Origin of the sequence: Micromonospora sp. NPDC048835, assembly GCF_040649995.1 — a bacterium.
Lineage (GTDB): Bacteria > Actinomycetota > Actinomycetes > Mycobacteriales > Micromonosporaceae > Micromonospora.
The window spans coordinates 199,438-216,698 of sequence record NZ_JBEZGM010000005.1; the positions used below are offsets into that span (position 1 = coordinate 199,438).

Annotated in this window: 13 protein-coding genes; 9 read left to right on the plus strand and 4 right to left on the minus strand. The window is 70.9% G+C overall.

Annotation, left to right across the window (positions count from 1 at the left end):
* Window positions 1-11: 11 nt before the first annotated feature.
* A complete protein-coding gene (locus AB0C15_RS08855; protein ID WP_357350206.1) occupies window positions 12-1,766 on the minus strand; it encodes an ATP-binding protein in 1,755 nt (584 codons plus the stop codon).
* Between the two features lie 148 nt (window positions 1,767-1,914).
* Window positions 1,915-2,661, minus strand: coding sequence for a pyrimidine reductase family protein (locus AB0C15_RS08860; protein ID WP_357350208.1), 747 nt, complete (start codon window positions 2,659-2,661; stop codon window positions 1,915-1,917).
* A gap of 150 nt (window positions 2,662-2,811) precedes the next feature.
* Here AB0C15_RS08860 and AB0C15_RS08865 point away from each other — a divergent pair, with 150 nt between their 5' ends.
* From AB0C15_RS08865 to AB0C15_RS08890, 6 genes are all read left to right on the plus strand, one after another.
* Window positions 2,812-3,375 (plus strand): plasmid pRiA4b ORF-3 family protein, encoded by a 564-nt coding sequence (locus AB0C15_RS08865; RefSeq protein WP_357350210.1) that lies wholly within the window; start codon window positions 2,812-2,814, stop codon window positions 3,373-3,375.
* 415 nt (window positions 3,376-3,790) lie between these two features.
* Window positions 3,791-5,077: an extracellular solute-binding protein gene (locus AB0C15_RS08870; protein ID WP_357350212.1), complete on the plus strand. Its 1,287-nt coding sequence runs from the start codon at window positions 3,791-3,793 to the stop codon at window positions 5,075-5,077.
* Between the two features lie 109 nt (window positions 5,078-5,186).
* Window positions 5,187-6,158 (plus strand): sugar ABC transporter permease, encoded by a 972-nt coding sequence (locus AB0C15_RS08875; protein WP_357350214.1) that lies wholly within the window; start codon window positions 5,187-5,189, stop codon window positions 6,156-6,158.
* A 10-nt stretch (window positions 6,159-6,168) separates the two neighbouring features.
* Entirely contained in the window at window positions 6,169-7,011 is an 843-nt protein-coding gene (locus tag AB0C15_RS08880; RefSeq protein ID WP_357350216.1) for a carbohydrate ABC transporter permease, read from the plus strand.
* Entirely contained in the window at window positions 7,008-8,429 is a 1,422-nt protein-coding gene (locus AB0C15_RS08885) for a GH1 family beta-glucosidase (protein WP_357350218.1), read from the plus strand. The genes AB0C15_RS08880 and AB0C15_RS08885 overlap by 4 nt, the downstream gene beginning before the upstream one ends.
* An 82-nt stretch (window positions 8,430-8,511) precedes the next feature.
* Complete coding sequence (locus AB0C15_RS08890) at window positions 8,512-9,558, plus strand: LacI family DNA-binding transcriptional regulator (RefSeq protein WP_357350220.1); 1,047 nt, start codon at window positions 8,512-8,514, stop codon at window positions 9,556-9,558.
* A gap of 12 nt (window positions 9,559-9,570) precedes the next feature.
* On the opposite strand, the gene AB0C15_RS08895 is transcribed toward AB0C15_RS08890, so the two are convergent.
* Together AB0C15_RS08895 and AB0C15_RS08900 are read right to left on the minus strand one after the other, a co-directional pair.
* Entirely contained in the window at window positions 9,571-10,782 is a 1,212-nt protein-coding gene (locus tag AB0C15_RS08895) for an acyl-CoA dehydrogenase family protein (protein WP_357350222.1), read from the minus strand.
* Window positions 10,782-11,861, minus strand: coding sequence for a phosphotransferase family protein (locus AB0C15_RS08900; protein WP_357350224.1), 1,080 nt, complete (start codon window positions 11,859-11,861; stop codon window positions 10,782-10,784). The genes AB0C15_RS08895 and AB0C15_RS08900 overlap by 1 nt, the downstream gene beginning before the upstream one ends.
* A 151-nt stretch (window positions 11,862-12,012) precedes the next feature.
* On the opposite strand from AB0C15_RS08900, the gene AB0C15_RS08905 reads away from it, so the two are divergent.
* From AB0C15_RS08905 to AB0C15_RS08915, 3 genes are all read left to right on the plus strand, one after another.
* Entirely contained in the window at window positions 12,013-12,714 is a 702-nt protein-coding gene (locus AB0C15_RS08905; RefSeq protein ID WP_357350226.1) for an amino acid-binding protein, read from the plus strand.
* 89 nt (window positions 12,715-12,803) lie between these two features.
* A complete protein-coding gene (locus AB0C15_RS08910) occupies window positions 12,804-13,868 on the plus strand; it encodes a GNAT family N-acetyltransferase (protein WP_357350229.1) in 1,065 nt (354 codons plus the stop codon).
* A gap of 442 nt (window positions 13,869-14,310) precedes the next feature.
* Complete coding sequence (locus AB0C15_RS08915) at window positions 14,311-17,214, plus strand: glycoside hydrolase family 9 protein (RefSeq protein ID WP_357350231.1); 2,904 nt, start codon at window positions 14,311-14,313, stop codon at window positions 17,212-17,214.
* The last annotated feature ends 47 nt before the right edge of the window (window positions 17,215-17,261 follow it).

The following is a 17,261-nucleotide window of genomic DNA, read 5'->3' on the forward strand; positions in this document are numbered from 1 at the left end:
TTGCCGGCCCCCTAGAACGGGATGTCGTCGTCGGTGCTGCCGCCGCCCGAGCCCACCACGGCGAACGGGTCGGCGGACTGGGTGATCGAGCGCAGCGTCTCCGATGGTGCCCGGCCCGCCTCGGAGACCCGGGTGGCCCAGGCCGGGAACGGGAACTCCAGACAGAGCGGCACCGGGATGTCCGGCTGGTTGACGAACATGGTGCCCGGCTTGGCCAACAGGGCGCGCTGGCGCTGCGCGGGCGGCAGGAAACCGTACTCCGGGCGGGACGCCTCGGCCGGGTCGAGCCGGCCGACCACCCGGATCGCCGAGTTGGTGACGATCCGCCGTTCCACCTCGCTCGCCGTCTGCTGCGCACCGATCAGGATCACCCCGAGCGAGCGGCCCCGCTCGGCGATGTCCAGCAGGACCTCCTTGATCGGCGAGGAGCCCTCCCGGGGGGCGTACTTGTTCAGCTCGTCGAGCACGACGAAGAGCAACGGCTTGGCGGTGCCGGACTTCTCCTTGCGCTCGAACTCGCTCTTGAGCGTCACACCCACCACGAACCGCTGGGCGCGGTCCGGCAGGTTGTGCAGGTCGACGACGGTGACCTGCGCGGACTCGCTCGTGTTGATCGAGTGGGGGCGACGGGCCGCGAGGTCGCCACGGATCAGCCGGGCAAGGTCCTTCTTACTGCCGATCAATCGCCGGGCGAACGCGTTGACGGTGCCCAACCCCACCGCGCTGCCGGCCCAGTCGGAGCGGGTCTCGTCGTCGTTGAGCTGGTCGACGATGTGGTCGACCAGGTCACCGTAGGAGCCGAGCCGCACCCCGTCGATGCTCACCCCGCCGTCCGCCGGCTGGGCGTAACGGGCCAGGTGCGCGGCCACCGAGTGGACCACCATCGTGTACTGCTGGCGCTCGTCGTCGGCGTCGGCGAAGACGTACGGCAGGAGGCGGTCGGAGCAGAACTCGCTCAGGGTCCAGTAGAAGCTGTCGACGCCGGTGAGCCGGCTGCTCACATCAGGGGTGCCGGCCGGGTCACCCACCCGGGGCGGGGCGTACACCCGGACGTCCGGGAACGCGCCGGCGTTCAACCCGAGCTTCGCGTACGCCGCGCGGGTGGGCTCGTCGAGGCGGGTGTTTGGGTGGTCCAGGAAGAGCAGGTCCTCACCCTTGACGTTGAAGATCAGCGCCTTGGCGTTGACGGCGTCGCCGCCGAGCACGCCGGAGCGGAACACCGAGTAGAGCAGGAAGGTGGCGAAGCTCGTCTTGGTGGCCACCCCGGAGATGCCGGAGATGGAGACGTGCGCACCCCGGCTGCCGTCGAGGAAGTCGGCGTTCAGATAGACCGGCACCCCGTCCCGGCCCATCCCCATCGGAATGCGCCGCTCCATCCGGTCGAAGTGCAGCGCACGCGCGCGGGCGTCCCCCTCGGCCCGGTGCACCACCGCGCCCGGGGCCGGCGGCACGTACAGCTCGGGATCGACCCGGGTGGTGGTGACCTCGGCCGCCTCCTGCACCTGCGCGGGAAGCGTGCCGTCGGCGATGGCGAACACGTCGGACTCGAACTGGGCGCCCTCGTGCCGCGCGCGGACCTGGGTGACCACCCCGGCGATCGTCACCGGCTCCCGGTCCGGCAGCTCCCGTCGGGTGACCACCACGTCGTCGAGCTGGAGATAGCTGCCGGGCGCCACGGCCGTCCAGAACTGCAACGGGGTGGCGTCGGCGGTGCCCAGCACCCGCCCGACCGCCTCGCCAGGGCTGTCGAGGTCGGCGTCGGTCATCGGGCGGCTCGGGTCGCTCGGGCAGCACGTTCGGGAAGCATGACGTGCATCCTGCCCGAGGAGTACGACAGGTCGCCACGCGACGCGGCGGACGACACCATGCGGCATCCCGGTCACGACGGTGGGTGTGCGAGCCGGCGACACCCCGTCACGGACGGGCGTGGCGGAGCATGAGGACGCCGTCCTCGGCGGCCAGCACATGGCGCAGTGGCAGGTGCCGGGGCGGCGCGGCCTCGCCGGCGGTGATCCGGCCGGGGCCCGGGCCGGCCAGCAGCGGCGAGACGGTGAGACACAGCTCGTCCACCAGGTCGGCGGCGGTGAGGGCCCCGAACAGGTGCGGGCCGCCCTCGCAGAGCAGTTGGGTCAGCCCGCGTCCGTGCAGCTCGGCGAGGCCGGCGGTCAGGTCGACCCGTTCGGCGCCGCACCGCAGCAGGTCGGCGACGTCGGTCAGCCCGGGCGGCGGGTCGGCGTCGGCGTGGGTGAGAACGATGGGCCGTGCCGGCGCGTCGGCGAAGGCGGCCTGCGCAGGGTCCAGGTCCAGCGAGTTGGAGACGACCACGAGCGTGGGGTACTCGGCCAGCCCGTGGTCGCGACGCCAGGCGCGGCGGGTCTCGTTCAGCCGAACCGCCCGGTACGCCTCGTGGCGGAGCGTGCCAGCGGCCACCACGAGGGCGTCGCACACCATCCGCAGCAGGCCGAACACCCGCTTGTCCGGCGCGCCGGAGAGCCCGGCGGAGTAGCCGTCCACGGTGACCGCCCCGTCCAGGCTGGCGACGAAGTTGACCCGCAGCCGGGGCTGGTCGACACGACCGTAGAGGGTGGTGAGCGCGGCGTCGTCGAGCGGCTGCGTGGACGGCTCCGGCCAGAGCCGTCGGATCGGAATTCCGACGGTCATTCGCCGACCGGACCGATGACCGGAGGGGTCGGTTCGGCGGTACGGTGCTGGCAGTCGCACCAGTTCCGGCCCGGGCAGTCGTCGTGTCGCCGGGCCCGGCACGCTCGGCAGATCATGCTCGCAGCCTAAGCCGCGGGAGGACAGGACAGCATGCCGCGTCAGATCTTCCAGCTGAAGATGTCCCTGGCCGGCACCCGCCCGCCGGTGTGGCGTCGGGTGCTCGTGCCGGCCGGCTACACGCTGGACCGGCTGCACCGGGTGGTGCAGCACGCGATGGGGTGGCGCGACTGTCACCTGCACTCGTTCGAGATCGACGCGGTGCAGTACGGCGAGCCCGACCCGGACGGGGAGTTGGGCCTGCACGACGAGTTGGACGCGCGGTTGGACGCGGTGCTCGGCAAGGGCAGCCGGTTCTCCTACACCTACGACTTCGGCGACTGGTGGGAGCACGATCTGGTCGTGGAGGACGCGCTGACCGCCGACCCGGACGAGCGCTACCCGGTCTGCCCGGCCGGCGAGGGGGCCTGCCCGCCGGAGGGGATCGGCGGGCCGTTGGGCTATCAGGCGCTGCTTGAAGCCCTGGACGATCAGGCCGCTCCGGCCGACCTCGCCAGCTCCCGCCACGCGCTCCTGCGTGACTGGGCGGGTCCCACCTTCGACCCGTCCCGCTTCGACGCCGACCGGGCAACCACCCTGCTCCGCCGCTTCTGCTAACCCCCACCCCCCACCCCCCAACCCCAACCCCCCAACCCCCCAACCCCCCAACCCCCACCGGGGCCCGATCGCCTCTCTGTTGATCAAGAGGTTTGCGTCAGCGGAGCCGTGATTGCTGACCGAAATCTCTTGATCGACAGAGGGTGTCGAGGGGGTGCGACCGGGTGTGGCCGGCTGCGGCGGGGGTCGGGCGGGGGTTTGGCCTCGGAGTTTGTGTTGTCGGTGGGGTGGGAGTGGGCAGCGGTAACGATCTGGGAACGCTCCCAACGTCCTATTGACACTCCCGTTACCCGCCGGCAATCTCATGGGAGCGCTCCCGGAGGTGGCGTGGCTCACTCACGAACTCCGGCCTGGCGCGACGGGCACCCCCCACCACACCCATCCAGCCTCACCACCCGGAAAGAGGGGTCAGCGCATGAGTGTCACCACGCGGCGTACCCGCCTGGCGGCCGCTGCCCTGGCCGCGATCACCGCAATCGGCGGTCTCGCGGCCTGCGGCAACGACGACGACAAGCCGGCGGCCGGCGAGAAGCCGACCAAGCTGGTCGTCGACACCTTCAGCGAGTTCGGCTACGACGAGCTCGTCAAGCAGTACGAGAAGGACACCGGCATCAAGGTCGAGCTGCGCAAGACCGCACAGCTCAGCGAGTACCGGCCGAAGCTGGTCCGCTACCTGGCCACCGGCAAGGGCGCGGCGGACGTCACCGCCCTGGAAGAGGGCATCCTCAACGAGTTCAAGACCAACCCGCGTAACTGGGTCGACCTCAACCCGCTGATCGCCGACCACTCGAAGGAATACCTGCCCTGGAAGTGGGAGCTGGGCAAGTCGCAGGACGGCCGGCTGGTCGGCCTGCCGACCGACGTCGGCAGCCTCGCCGTCTGCTACCGCAAGGACCTGTTCCAGTCTGCCGGCCTGCCCACCGAGCGCGACCAGGTGTCGGCGCTCTGGTCGGACTGGAACGGCTTCCACGAGACCGGGCGGAAGTACAAGCAGGCCACCGGCAAGGCGTTCGTCGACTCGATCACCGCCGTCTCCAACGGTGTCATGTTCCAGGGCAACGGTGACCTGTTCTACGACAAGGAGAACAACATCATCGCGGACACCAGCCCCGCGGTGAAGAACGCCTGGGACACCGCCACGTCGATGGTGGACATCTCCGCCAAGACGTCCACCTGGTCGCCGGAGTGGTCGGGTGGCTTCAAGCAGGGCACCTTCGCGGTCACCTTCTGCCCGTCCTGGATGCTCGGCATCGTCTCGGACAACTCCGGTCCGGCGAACAAGGGCAAGTGGGACGTCGCGTCCGTGCCGGGTGGCGGCGGCAACTGGGGCGGCTCCTGGCTCGCGGTTCCGGAGCAGAGCAAGTACCCGAAGGAGGCGGCGAAGCTCGCCGAGTACCTCACCAACGCCAAGAGCCAGGTGGAGGCCTTCAAGCTCAAGGGCCCGCTGCCCACCAACCTGGAGGCGCTGAAGAACGAGGCGTTCCTCAGCTACACCAACGAGTACTTCAGCAACGCGCCGACCGGCAAGATCTTCGGTGAGAGCGTCGCCAAGATCCAGCCGACCCACCTGGGTCCGAAGCACCAGGCGGTGAAGGAGAACGCGTTCGAGCCGGCACTGCGGGCGTTCGAGAACGGGCAGGCCGACAAGGCGAAGGCCTGGGAGCAGTTCACGAAGGACGCCAAGACTCAGGGCGCCTTCTGAGTGATTCCCTGCCGGTGGCGTTCGGGGCTTCCCGGACGCCACCGGCCGGTCCCCTCCGCGTAGCGCCCTGCGCGAGGGCCCCCGGGCCTCGCCGGAAAAGGAATTTCGCATGAGCCTGTCGGCCACGACGGCACCGCCGTCGCCAGCAGCACCGCCTTCCCCCGACGTCTCTTCCCGACGTACCCGGGGCAGGTTATTCAACCGTCTCGACGTCAAGTACTCGCCGTACCTCTACATCGCGCCGTTCTTCGTGATCTTCGGCGTGTTCGGGTTGTACCCGATGCTGCGTACCGCCTGGATGTCGCTGCACGACTGGGACATGATCGGCGACCACTCGTTCATCGGCTTCGACAACTACACCCGGCTGGTGTCCGACGAGTACTTCTGGAACGCGCTGGTCAACACGTTCGGCATCTTCGCCCTGTCGACCATTCCGCAGTTGTTGCTCGCCCTCTTCCTGGCGAACCTGCTCAACCGGACCTTCCTGCGTGCCAAGACCTTCTTCCGGATGGCCATCTTCGTGCCGAACGTGGTGTCGGTGGCGGCGGTCGCGATCGTCTTCGGGATGCTGTTCCAGCGGGAGTTCGGCCTGTTCAACTGGCTGCTCAGCCTCGTCGGTGTCGACGCGGTCGACTGGGACTCGCAGCGCTGGAGTTCCTGGTTCGCCATCTCCACGATGGTCAACTGGCGGTGGACCGGGTACAACACCCTGATCCTGCTCGCCGGGATGCAGGCGATCCCGAAGGACCTCTACGAGGCCGCGGAGATCGACGGCGCCGGCCCGTGGCGGCAGTTCTGGCAGATCACCCTGCCGATGCTCAAGCCCACCTTCATCTTCGTGGTCATCCTGTCCACGATCGGCGGCATGCAGCTCTTCACCGAGCCGCTGCTCTTCGGCAACGGCAACATCCTCGGCGGCGACCAGCGAGAGTTCCAGACGCTGGCCATGTACATGTACGAGATGGGCATCGAGAACCTGAACACCGCCGGCTACGGAGCCGCGGTCGCCTGGGCGATCTTCATGATCATCGTCCTGGTGTCGCTGTTCAACTTCCTACTCGTCCGCCGCTCGGCGAAGTGAGGAGAGATCGATGATCTCGGCTTCCCAGCGCCTGTGGCGCACCAGCCCGCTGACCTACGTGGCGCTCGTCCTGGCGGCGCTGCTGTCGATCTACCCGTTCTACTACATGATCGTGATCGGCACCCGCAGTCTGGACAACATCAACGACGTGCCGCCACCGGTGACCCCCGGCGGAGCGTTCGGTGACAACTTCCAGCGGGTGCTCGACAACGACGCCGCCAACTTCTTCACCGGCATGATCAACTCGATCATCGTCTCCTCGGTGGTCACCATCTCGGTGGTGCTCACCGGTTCGCTGGCCGGGTTCGCCTTCGCCAAGCTGCGCTTCCGGGGCAGCAACGCCCTCCTGCTGGCGATCATCATCACCATGATGATCCCGACCCAGATGGGCATCATCCCGCTCTGGGGCATGATGCAGGACCTCGGGTGGTACGACACCCTCTACGCGGTGACCGTGCCGTTCCTGGTCAGCGCCTTCGGCGTGTTCATGATGCGGCAGTACGCCAGCCAGGCGATCTCCGACGAGCTGATCGAGGCCGGTCGGGTCGACGGGGCCAGCACGTTCCGGATCTACTGGAACATCGTGCTTCCCGCACTGCGCCCCGCCGCCGGCGTCCTCGGTCTGCTGACCTTCATGGAGACCTGGAACTCGTTCCTCTGGCCGTACGCCATCCTCACCCCGGAGAACCCGACCCTGCAGGTTTCGCTCTCCTTCCTCTCGTACGCCTACTACACCGACTACTCCCAGGTGTTCGCCGCCACGGCGATCGGCACCATCCCCCTGGTGATCGTTTTCCTCGTGTTCGGCCGCCAGATCATTGGCGGGATCATGGAAGGTGCCGTCAAGTCGTGAGCAACCCCGCCAGCCCACCCGCCGTCGACGTCCTCGACGAGCGCCCCGGGCTGACCTTTCCACCCGGATTCCTCTGGGGGGCCGCGACGGCGGCGTACCAGATCGAAGGGGCGGCGGCCGTCGACGGCCGCACCCCGTCGATCTGGGACACCTTCAGCCACACCGACGGTCGGGTCCTCGCCGGGCACACCGGCGACGTGGCGTGCGACCACTACCACCGTCTCGGCGAGGACGTCGCGCTGATGGCCGAGCTGGGCCTGAAGTCGTACCGTTTCTCGGTCTCCTGGTCCCGGGTGCAGCCCGGCGGCACCGGCGCGGCCAACCCGCAGGGCCTGGACTTCTACCGGCGGCTCGTCGACGAACTGCTGGCCAACGGCATCGAGCCGTGGCTCACCCTCTACCACTGGGACCTGCCGCAGCCACTCGAGGACGCCGGCGGCTGGCCGGCCCGGGACACCGCGGCCCGCTTCGCCGACTACACGAGCCTGGTGGCCGACGCGCTCGGTGACCGGGTGCGCTACTGGACCACGCTCAACGAGCCGTGGTGCTCGGCGTTCCTCGGCTACGGCTCCGGCGTGCACGCCCCCGGCCGCACCAACGGGGCGGATTCGGTGCGCGCCGGTCACCACCTGATGCTCGGTCACGGCCTGGCCGTGCAGGCACTGCGGGCCGCCCGGCCGACCGCCGAGGTGGGTGTGACCGTCAACCTCTACCCGGTCGACCCGGCCAGCGACACCCCGGCCGACGTCGACGCCGCCCGGCGGATCGACGGGCTGGCCAACCGGTTCTTCCTGGACCCTCTGCTACGCGGGTCGTACCCGGAGGATCTGGTGGCCGACCTGAGCACGGTGACCGACTTCGACCACGTGCGCGACGGCGACCTGGCGACCATCTCCACGCCGCTGGACCTGGTCGGGGTCAACTACTACAGCCGGCACGTGGTCGCCGCGCCGGTCGAGGGCGTCGTGGCCGACCTGACCCCGTCGTGCTGGCCGGGCAGCGAGGACGTCCGGTTCGTCAGCCGCGGTGTCCCCGTCACCGACATGGGCTGGGAGATCGACGCTCCGGGCCTGACCGAGACGCTGCGTCGGGTGCACGGCTACACCGACCTGCCGCTGTACGTCACCGAGAACGGCTCCGCGTTCGTCGACTCGGTCGTCGACGGGGAGGTCGACGACGTCGAACGGCTCGCCTTCTTCGACGCCCACCTGCGGGCGGCGCACGAGGCGATCGACGCCGGGGTGCCGCTGCGGGGATACTTCGCCTGGTCGTTGATGGATAATTTCGAGTGGGCCTGGGGCTACACCAAGCGGTTCGGCATGATCCACGTCGACTACGACAGCCAGGTCCGCACCCCCAAGTCCAGCGCCAAGTGGTACGCCTCGGTGATCCGGCGCAACGGTCTGGCCGCACAGTAGGCTCGGGCCAGCCATCAGGACGGCCCCGGTGCCCACCTCCCGCAGGTGGCGCCGGGTCCGCCCGCCGTCGGAGGAGCAGACGATGACAACGCAGCGCACCCGGTCGCTCGGGCGCCCGACCCTCGACGCGGTCGCGGCGCGTGCCGGCGTCGGCCGGGGCACGGTTTCCCGCGTGGTCAACGGCTCGCCCCAGGTCAGCCCGGAGGCCCGGGCCGCGGTCCAACAGGCCATCGCCGAGCTGGGGTACGTGCCGAACCGGGCCGCTCGTGCCCTCGTGACCCAGCGGACCGACTCCGTCGCGCTTGTGGTGTCCGAATCCGGCGAGCGGGTCTTCACCGAGCCGTTCTTCGCCGCGATCGTGCGGGGCATCAGCTCCGGGCTGCTGGAGACGCCGATGCAGCTCTGGCTGGCCATGGCCCAGTCGCCGGTGGAGCGGGAGCGGGTCGAGCACCACCTCACCAACCAGCACGTCGACGGCGTCCTGCTGCTGTCGCTGCACGACTCCGACCCGCTGCCGACGCTGCTCGAGGAGCGCGGCCTGCCCGCCGTGCTCGGCGGTCGCCCCGCCCGGATGCTCCAACCGGGTGCCCAACCGGCCTGGTTCGTCGACGTGGACAACGTTGGCGGGGCCCGGCAGGCGGTGGAGTACCTGGCACGGCAGGGCCGGCGACGCATCGCCACCATCGCCGGCACGCAGGACATGGGCGTCGGCCTGGCCCGGCTGACCGGCTACACCGAGGCGGTCAAGGCCACCGGGGCGGGTGTCAACCCCGACCTGATCGCGTACGGCGACTTCAGCGAGAGCAGCGGCGCCGCCGCCATGCGTCGACTGCTGGACGCCTGCCCGGACCTGGACGCGGTCTTCGTCGCCTCCGACCTGATGGCGTTCGGTGCGCTGCGTACCCTGCGCGAGGCCGGCCGTCGCGTACCGCAGGACGTCGCGGTGATCGGCTTCGACGATGCGACGATCGCGCTACGGGCGGAGCCACCGCTGACCACGGTCTTTCAGCCGGTGGAGGAGATGGGCCGGCAGATGGCGCGCCTGCTGGTGGCCCGGATCCGCGGCGAGGAACTACCCGCCTCGCACATCCTGCTGGACACCCAACTGGTCCACCGAGCCTCCGCCTGACCCCACCCGCAGTTAGGGGGTCCAGCGGCGGAGTTCGCGTTTGGCCAGGGAGTTGCGGTGGACCTCGTCGGGACCGTCGGCGAGGCGCAGGGTGCGGGTCTGTGCCCAGAGGGCGGCAAGTGGGGTGTCCTGGCTGACGCCGGCGCCGCCGTACCCCTGGATTGCCTTGTCGATGACCCACTCCGCCATCGCCGGCGTGCCGATCTTGATCGCCTGGATCTCGGTGTGCGCGCCCTTGTTGCCGACGGTGTCCATCAGCCAGGCAGTCTTGAGCACCAGCAGCCGGGCCTGCTCGATTCGGACCCGGGACTCGGCGATCCACTCCCGGACCACGCCCTGCTCGGCAAGCGGTCGGCCGAACGCGATCCGCTCGAGCGCCCGCTTGCAGAGCAGCTCCAATGCCCGTTCAGCCATTCCGATCAATCGCATGCAGTGGTGGATCCGGCCCGGCCCCAGCCGGGCCTGGGCGATGGCGAAACCGGTGCCCTCGGCGCCGATCAGGTTCTCCGCGGGCACCCGGACGTCGGTGAAGTCGATCTCGGCGTGCCCGCCGTGCGAACCGTCGGTGTAACCGAAGACGGTCATGCCCCGGCGCACGGTCACCCCGGGGGTGTCCCGGGGGACCAGCACCATGCTCTGCTGGCGGTGTCGGTCGGCGGTGGGGTCGGTCTTGCCCATCACGATGAAGATCTCGCAGCGCGGGTCCATCGCCCCGGACGACCACCACTTCCGCCCGTTGATCACGTATTCGTCGCCGTCGCGGGTGATCCGGGTGGCGATGTTCGTGGCGTCGGAGGACGCCACGTCCGGCTCGGTCATGCAGAACGCCGAGCGGATCTCGCCCTCCAGCAGCGGCATCAACCAGCGTTCGCGCTGGGCGTCCGAGCCGAACTCGGCAAGCAACTCCATGTTGCCGGTGTCCGGTGCCGCGCAGTTGACCGCCTCCGGCGCGAGGTGCGGGCTGCGGCCGGTCAGTTCGGCCAGGGGAGCGTACTGGAGGTTGGTCAGGCCGGCGCCGTAGCGCGGGTCGGGCAGGAAGAGGTTCCACAGGCCGCGCTTGCGGGCCTCCGCCTTCAGTTCGGCCAACACCGGGGTACGCGACCACGGGTCCCCGGCGGCCACCTGCTCGGCGTGCACGGGCTCGGCCGGGTAGACGTGCTCGGTCAGGAACCGGGTCAGCTCGTCGCGCAGTTCCTCGGTCCGGGCGTCGTATGAGAAGTCCATCACCGCTCCCTGGCGGCGCTCAGCCCGTGCGTGACCAGCGGTGCCACCATCTCGCCGATCCGGTCGAAGCCCTCGCCGAGCGTCTGCCCGAGCGTGTGGCGGTAGTGGATGCCCTCGCAGATGACCGCGAGTTTGAAACAGCCGAGCGCCACGTGCCAGTGCAGCGGCCCGACGTCGACGTCGCTGCGGCCGGCGTACCGGTCGATCAGCTCGCCGCCGGTGGGGAAGCCGGCGCGCGGGCCGAGCCCGTCGGCGACCGGGTTGCCCGCGGCGGTGTCGCTGCCCCCGAGCACGTCCCAGTACGTCAGCAGCAGCCCCAGGTCGGCCAGGGGGTCGCCGAGGGTGGCCATCTCCCAGTCGAGCACCGCGTGCACGGCGATCGGGTCGGCCGAGGCGAGGAGGTTGTCCAGCCGGTAGTCGCCGTGCACGATCCGGCCGGCGTTCGCGCCCTCCGGGGCGGTCGCCGCGAGCAGGTCCCGCAGCTCGTCGATGCCGGGCAGTGGGCGACTGCGGGAGCGGTCGAGCTGCCCGGCCCAGCGGCGGACCTGCCGGGCGAGGTAGCCCTCGGGGCGGCCGAAGTCAGCCAGCCCGACGGTGGACGGGTCGACGCTGTGCAGTGCGGCGAGCGTGTCCATCATCGCCATGGCAAGGTCGCGGCGTCGTTCGTCGCCGAGCGGGTCGGTCTGCGTGCGGGTGCGGAACACCTCGCCGGGCATCCGTTCCATCAGGTAGAACGGTGCGCCGATCACCTCGGGGTCGGCGCAGAGCAGCAGCGCGCCCGGCACCGGCACCTCGGTCGGCGCGAGCGCCGAGATGACCCGGAACTCGCGCCCCATGTCGTGCGCGGTGGCCAGCACGTGCCCCAGCGGGGGGCGGCGCAGCACCATCTCGCGGTCGCCGAGGTGCAGCAGGTAGGTGAGGTTGGACTTGCCGCCGGCGATCAGTTGGGCGCGCAACGGCCCGACGAGCAGTTCGGGTCGGTGCTGGGCCAGGTGGTCGGCGAGGCGGTCCAGGGGCAGACCCGCGGGTGAGGTGGGGACGGCCTCCGGCCGCGACGCATCGACGGCCGGATCACTCATCCGACTAGTTGATGGCAGCCCGCTCACGTTGTCAAGGTCAGAATTTCCCGCCGGGATATGCCGCTGCAACAGGGACGAAATGGTCAACGACCAGGCTGGGAGCAGCCTGCCGGCGGCTCCTTTCGCCGGCCCGCCGAGCGGAGGGACAGACATGTTGCTGCGAGTTCGGGTCACCCTGCCGGACCGTCCGGGCACCCTCGGTCAGGTCGCCCGCACGTTGGGCGTCTCCGGGGCGGACATCGTCCAGGTGGTGGTCCTCGAACGGCTCGGCGGGCGCGCGGTGGACGACTTCACCGTGGTCTGGCCGGGTGCGGCACGGGTGGAGCGCCTGCTGGCCGGCCTCGCGGCGATTCCTGGGGTGCGGGTGGACGGTGTGTGGCGGGCGATCGGCGCGCCCACCACCACCGGCCAGGACGCGGAGCTGCTGGCCCAGGTCGCGGCCAACCCGGCCGACGGGTTGGCCACCCTCGTCGACGCGGTGCCCGGGTTGCTGGCCGCCGACTGGGCGGTGGCCGCCGTGGTGCCGGTCGACTGGGCCTCGCGCACCGGGGGTGGCGGGGCGACCGTGGGGCACGCGAGCTGGCGTGCCCCCGTACCCCCGCGGTTGCCGGAGGTGACCCCGCTGCGGGGTCGGTCGATGACCACGCCCGACGGCACCCACCACGCGATCGCGCCGTTCGGCCGGGCGGGCCTGGTGCTGGTGGTGGCCCGCGAGCGCAGCGAGACGCTCTCCGCGGCGGGTTTCCACAGCACCGAGGTGGACCGGCTCACCCAGCTCGTCCGCGCCTGCACCGTGATCCTCGGTGACCGCCTCGACCTCGTCGGCGCGCCGCCGGTGGTCGCCGGCCCCTGAGCGGCCCGAGGAGTTCCCGGGCCGACACGGCCGGGCAACCGAGCGGCAACAGGCGGGGGTGAGGCTCTTACCGGGGAAGGGAGCCAACCATGACGTTGTGGCGGATCCGGGCGACGGTGGACGACCGACCGGGTTACCTGTCGGTGCTCACGGCGAGCCTCGCGCTGCGCGGGGTCAACATCCTCACCGTGCAGGTGCAGCCCACCGAGCAGGGCGCGGTGGACGACTTCCTCGTCGACGCGCCGGACGCGCTCGACGAGGCCGGGCTGGTCGCCGCCGTCGAGCGGGGTCGGGGTCGGGACTGCTGGGTGGAGCGCAGCGAGGCGCGTGGTCTGGCCGACCAGCCCACCCGGGTGCTCGGGCTGGCGAACCGGCTGGTGCGTGACCCGGACGCGACGGGCGAGGCGTTGCGGGCCCTGCTCGCCGCCGACGTGGTCAGCTGGCGTCCCGCGGCGGCCGGCGTCGAACGGGGGATCAACGGGGCCAACATGCTGCTCGCCGACCCGGCGGGCGGTTCGTTCGCGCTGCGCCGGGCCGCGCCCGACTTCACCCCGGCGGAGTACGCGCGGGCGCAGGCCCTCATCGAGTTGGCCGCCACCGTGGCCCGACGGGCTGCCGAACAGGTCACCCTGGTGCTGCCCGACGGCGCCGAGGTGGCGGTCCGACCGGCGAACGCGCACGATCTGCCCGGCGTGGTGGAGCTGCACGAGGGGTGCTCGCCGCGCAGCCGGCAGCGGCGTTACCTGGGCGGGGCGGCGCTACCGCAGCCGGCCCGGCTGCGTCGGCTGCTGGAGCCGAGCCGAGGTCTGACCCTGATCGCCACCAGCACCGGCGCCGACGGCACGGCCGAGTCGGTGGTCGCCATGGCGAACCTGCTCGGTGAGGGCGACGAGGCCGAGGTGGCGCTGCTGGTGCGCGACGACTGGCAGCGGCGTGGGCTCGGCTCGGCGTTGCTGCGCCGGATGGTCCTGCACGCCGACCGGTCCGGGTACGCGGCGTTGGTGCTGCACGTGCAGGCCAGCAACGACCCGATGCTGCGGACGCTGCACCGGCTGGGCCGGCCCACCGTTGGGGAACGAGACGGCGGGCTGCTCACCCTCACCGTCCCGCTCGCTGTCCCCGCCGGGGCGCATCGGACGGGCGCGTTCGCCTAGGGCCCGGCTCAGGGCCCGGGCGGCTCGCGGCGCTGAGGTCCATCGCGAGGGCTGCGCCCGACACCCGGGCGGCGGCTCCAGCACGATCCACTCGTCGCCGGTGAATCGGGGCTCGCGGCGACGGTAGCCGAGGGCCGCGGCCCAGAGCGTTCCGGCCCGTTCGGCGTCGGACACGCCCAGGGAGAGCTGTGCGATCAGTGCCATCTCCCGACCGTAAGCGGCGACGAGGGCCCCTCGTGTGCGCCGAACATCCACGGGTCTTGTTTGGCTGGCCGCCCACTTCCCAACCGGCGAACCGCCCATTACATTGTCGGTTATCCATGGGAGCGCTTCCATGACCCGTGGTTCACCCCGCCACCCCCGCTGCCGCCGGCGGCCGTGCCGCCCGTACGCCGTCCCGCGTCGACGCGACCGCCGGCGGCGCCTCCGACAGGAGCCCGCCATGCGCCACCTGACCCGGCCGTTCAGCGGCCAACCCGGCCGGTCACCGGCCGCCGACCAGCCCTGGCCGCGGCGGCTGCTGGCCCTCGGCGTCGCGCTGCTCACCGGCGCGTCCCTCGCGGTGACCGCGCCGCCGTCCGGGCCGGCAGCCGCCGCTCCGGCGGCGACCTACAACTACTCCGAGGCGTTGCAGAAGTCGTTGCTCTTCTACGAGGCGCAACAGTCCGGGCGGCTACCCGACTGGAACCGCGTCTCCTGGCGTGGCGACAGCGCGCTCACCGACGGCGCCGGCACGGGTGTCGACCTCACCGGCGGCTGGTACGACGCCGGCGACCACGTCAAGTTCGGCTTCCCGATGGCGTTCAGCGCCACCATGCTCGCCTGGGGCGCGGTGGAGTACCGCAGCGGCTACGCCTCCTCCGGGCAACTGCCGCACCTGCTCAACAACCTGCGCTTCGTCAACGACTACTTCATCAAGGCGCACCCGTCGGCGAACGTCCTCTACGGGCAGGTCGGCAAGGGCGACGACGACCACAAGTGGTGGGGCCCGGCCGAGGTGATGCCGATGGCGCGACCCGCGTACAAGATCGATGCGAGCTGTGGCGGCGCGGACCTGGCGGGGGAGACGGCGGCGGCGATGGCCGCGTCGTCGATGGTGTTCCGGCCCACCGACGCGACCTACGCGGACAAGCTGCTCGGGCACGCCCGGCAGCTCTACACGTTCGCCGACACGGTGCGGAAGGCCTACCACGAGTGCATCACCGACGCGACGAGCTTCTACCGCTCGTGGAGCGGCTGGCAGGACGAGCTGGTCTGGGCCGCGATCTGGCTGCACCGGGCCACCGGCGAGGCCAGCTACCTGACCAAGGCCGAGAGCGAGTACGACAAGCTCGGCACCGAGAACCAGACCACCACCCGCTCCTACAAGTGGACGATCGCCTGGGACAACAAGCAGTTCGGGGCGTACGTGCTGCTGGCCAACCTGACCGGCAAGCAGAAGTACGTCGACGACGCCAACAGGTGGCTGGACTACTGGACCGTCGGCGTGAACGGGCAGCGGGTGCCGTACTCGCCGGGCGGAATGGCGGTGCTCGACTCGTGGGGCGCGCTGCGCTACGCCGCGAACACCTCCTTCGCCGCGCTGGTGTACAGCGACAAGACCACCGACACCACCCGCAAGGCCCGCTACCACGACTTCGCCGTCCGGCAGATCAACTACGCGCTCGGCGACAACCCGCGTAACTCCAGCTACGTGATCGGGTTCGGCGCCAACCCGCCGAAGAACCCGCACCACCGCACCGCGCACGGGTCGTGGTGGGACAGCCAGACCGTCCCCGTGGAGACCCGGCACACCCTCTACGGCGCGCTCGTCGGCGGCCCGTCCTCGGCGAACGACGCGTACAGCGACAGCCGGTCGGACTACGTGATGAACGAGGTGGCCACCGACTACAACGCCGGCTTCACGTCCGCGCTGGTCCGGCTGACCTCCGAGTACGGCGGTACGCCGCTGGCGAACTTCCCGGTCGCGGAGACGCCGGACATCCCCGAGCTGACCGTGGAGACCACCGTGGCGCAGGCCGAGCCGCGGGCCACCGGGCTCAAGGTGATGGTCTACAACAAGTCCGCGTTCCCGGCCCGGGCGCTCACCGACGGGAAGTTCCGGTACTACTTCCGGCCCGACGGCACCGGCCCGGTGCAGGTGACCTCCGGCTACACCCAGGGCTGCCCGTCGCCGACCACGGCCAAGCAGTACAGCGGCGACATCTGGTACGTCGAGGTGGACTGCACCGGCTACACCATCGCGCCGGCCGGTCAGTCGCAGCACCGGATGGAGGTGCAGTTCAAGGTCGGTGTGCCGGAGGGCGGCACCTGGGACCCGACCAACGACCCGTCGTACCAGGCCACCGCCGGGCCCAACCGGAAGGTGCCGTTGTACTCCGGCACCACCCGGGTCTGGGGTGAGGAGCCGGGGCCGGTGGTGCCGGACACCACCGCGCCGACCGTCCCGGGCACCCCGGTGGCGTCCGCCCTCGGGCCCCGCACCGTCACCCTGAACTGGGCGCCGTCCACCGACAGCGGCGGCAGCGGCCTGGCCGGCTACGAGGTCCGCGAAGTCCAGGTCAACAGCGACACGGTTCTGGTCCGACCGATCACCGGCACGACGTTGACCATCACGACGCTGCTGCCGGCGACGTCGTACGAGTTCACCGTCGTGGCACGCGACGGCGCCGGCAACACCTCGGCCGCCGCACCGAAGCTCACCGTGACCACGCCGCCCGCCGGCACCGCCGACACCACCGCACCGAGCACCCCCGGCACGCCTGTCGCCTCGGCCGTCACCGCCACCGGGCTCACCCTGGCCTGGACCCCGTCGACCGACAACGTGGGCGTCACCGGCTACCGGGTCTACCGCGAGGCCGGCACGACCGACGTGCTCGTCGGCTCGCCGACCGGCAGCACGGTCGCGGTGACCGGGCTGACCGCGTCGACGGCGTACCAGTTCTACGTGGTGGCCGTGGACGCCGCCGGCAACACCTCCGCGGCGTCCGCGCCGGTCGCGGTGACCACCGCGGCTCCGCCGGTCGGTGGCACCTGCTCGGTGGGGTACGCCACCACCGACTGGAACAACGGCTTCACCGCCACCGTCACGATCACCAACACCGGCACCACGGCGATCAACGGCTGGGCGCTGCGGTTCAGCTTCACCGCTGGGCAGAGCGTCAGTCAGGGCTGGTCGGCGGCGGTCAGCCAGAGCGGCACGGCGGTCACCGCCACGAACCTGTCCTACAACGGCACGGTCGCGCCGGGCACGTCGGTGAGCTTCGGCTTCAACGGCTCGCACAACGGCAGCAACCCGAAACCGGCGGCCTTCACCGTCAACAACACCCCCTGCGCCATCGCCTGACCCGCGCCACGACGAGATCTTGGACAGTTACCGTTCCGCGCGGACGG

Bases quoted from the DNA above. Each gene is read 5' to 3' on its own strand.
- AB0C15_RS08910 (WP_357350229.1), top strand. From the start codon at position 12,804: ATGACGTTGTGGCGGATCCGGGCGACGGTGGACGACCGACCGGGTTAC.
- AB0C15_RS08865 (WP_357350210.1), top strand. From the start codon at position 2,812: ATGCCGCGTCAGATCTTCCAGCTGAAGATGTCCCTGGCCGGCACCCGC.
- AB0C15_RS08895 (WP_357350222.1), bottom strand. From the start codon at position 10,782: ATGGACTTCTCATACGACGCCCGGACCGAGGAACTGCGCGACGAGCTG.
- AB0C15_RS08890 (WP_357350220.1), top strand. From the start codon at position 8,512: ATGACAACGCAGCGCACCCGGTCGCTCGGGCGCCCGACCCTCGACGCG.
- AB0C15_RS08875 (WP_357350214.1), top strand. From the start codon at position 5,187: ATGAGCCTGTCGGCCACGACGGCACCGCCGTCGCCAGCAGCACCGCCT.
- AB0C15_RS08855 (WP_357350206.1), bottom strand. From the start codon at position 1,766: ATGACCGACGCCGACCTCGACAGCCCTGGCGAGGCGGTCGGGCGGGTG.
- AB0C15_RS08870 (WP_357350212.1), top strand. From the start codon at position 3,791: ATGAGTGTCACCACGCGGCGTACCCGCCTGGCGGCCGCTGCCCTGGCC.
- AB0C15_RS08900 (WP_357350224.1), bottom strand. From the start codon at position 11,861: ATGAGTGATCCGGCCGTCGATGCGTCGCGGCCGGAGGCCGTCCCCACC.
- AB0C15_RS08860 (WP_357350208.1), bottom strand. From the start codon at position 2,661: ATGACCGTCGGAATTCCGATCCGACGGCTCTGGCCGGAGCCGTCCACG.
- AB0C15_RS08880 (WP_357350216.1), top strand. From the start codon at position 6,169: ATGATCTCGGCTTCCCAGCGCCTGTGGCGCACCAGCCCGCTGACCTAC.
- AB0C15_RS08905 (WP_357350226.1), top strand. From the start codon at position 12,013: ATGTTGCTGCGAGTTCGGGTCACCCTGCCGGACCGTCCGGGCACCCTC.
- AB0C15_RS08915 (WP_357350231.1), top strand. From the start codon at position 14,311: ATGCGCCACCTGACCCGGCCGTTCAGCGGCCAACCCGGCCGGTCACCG.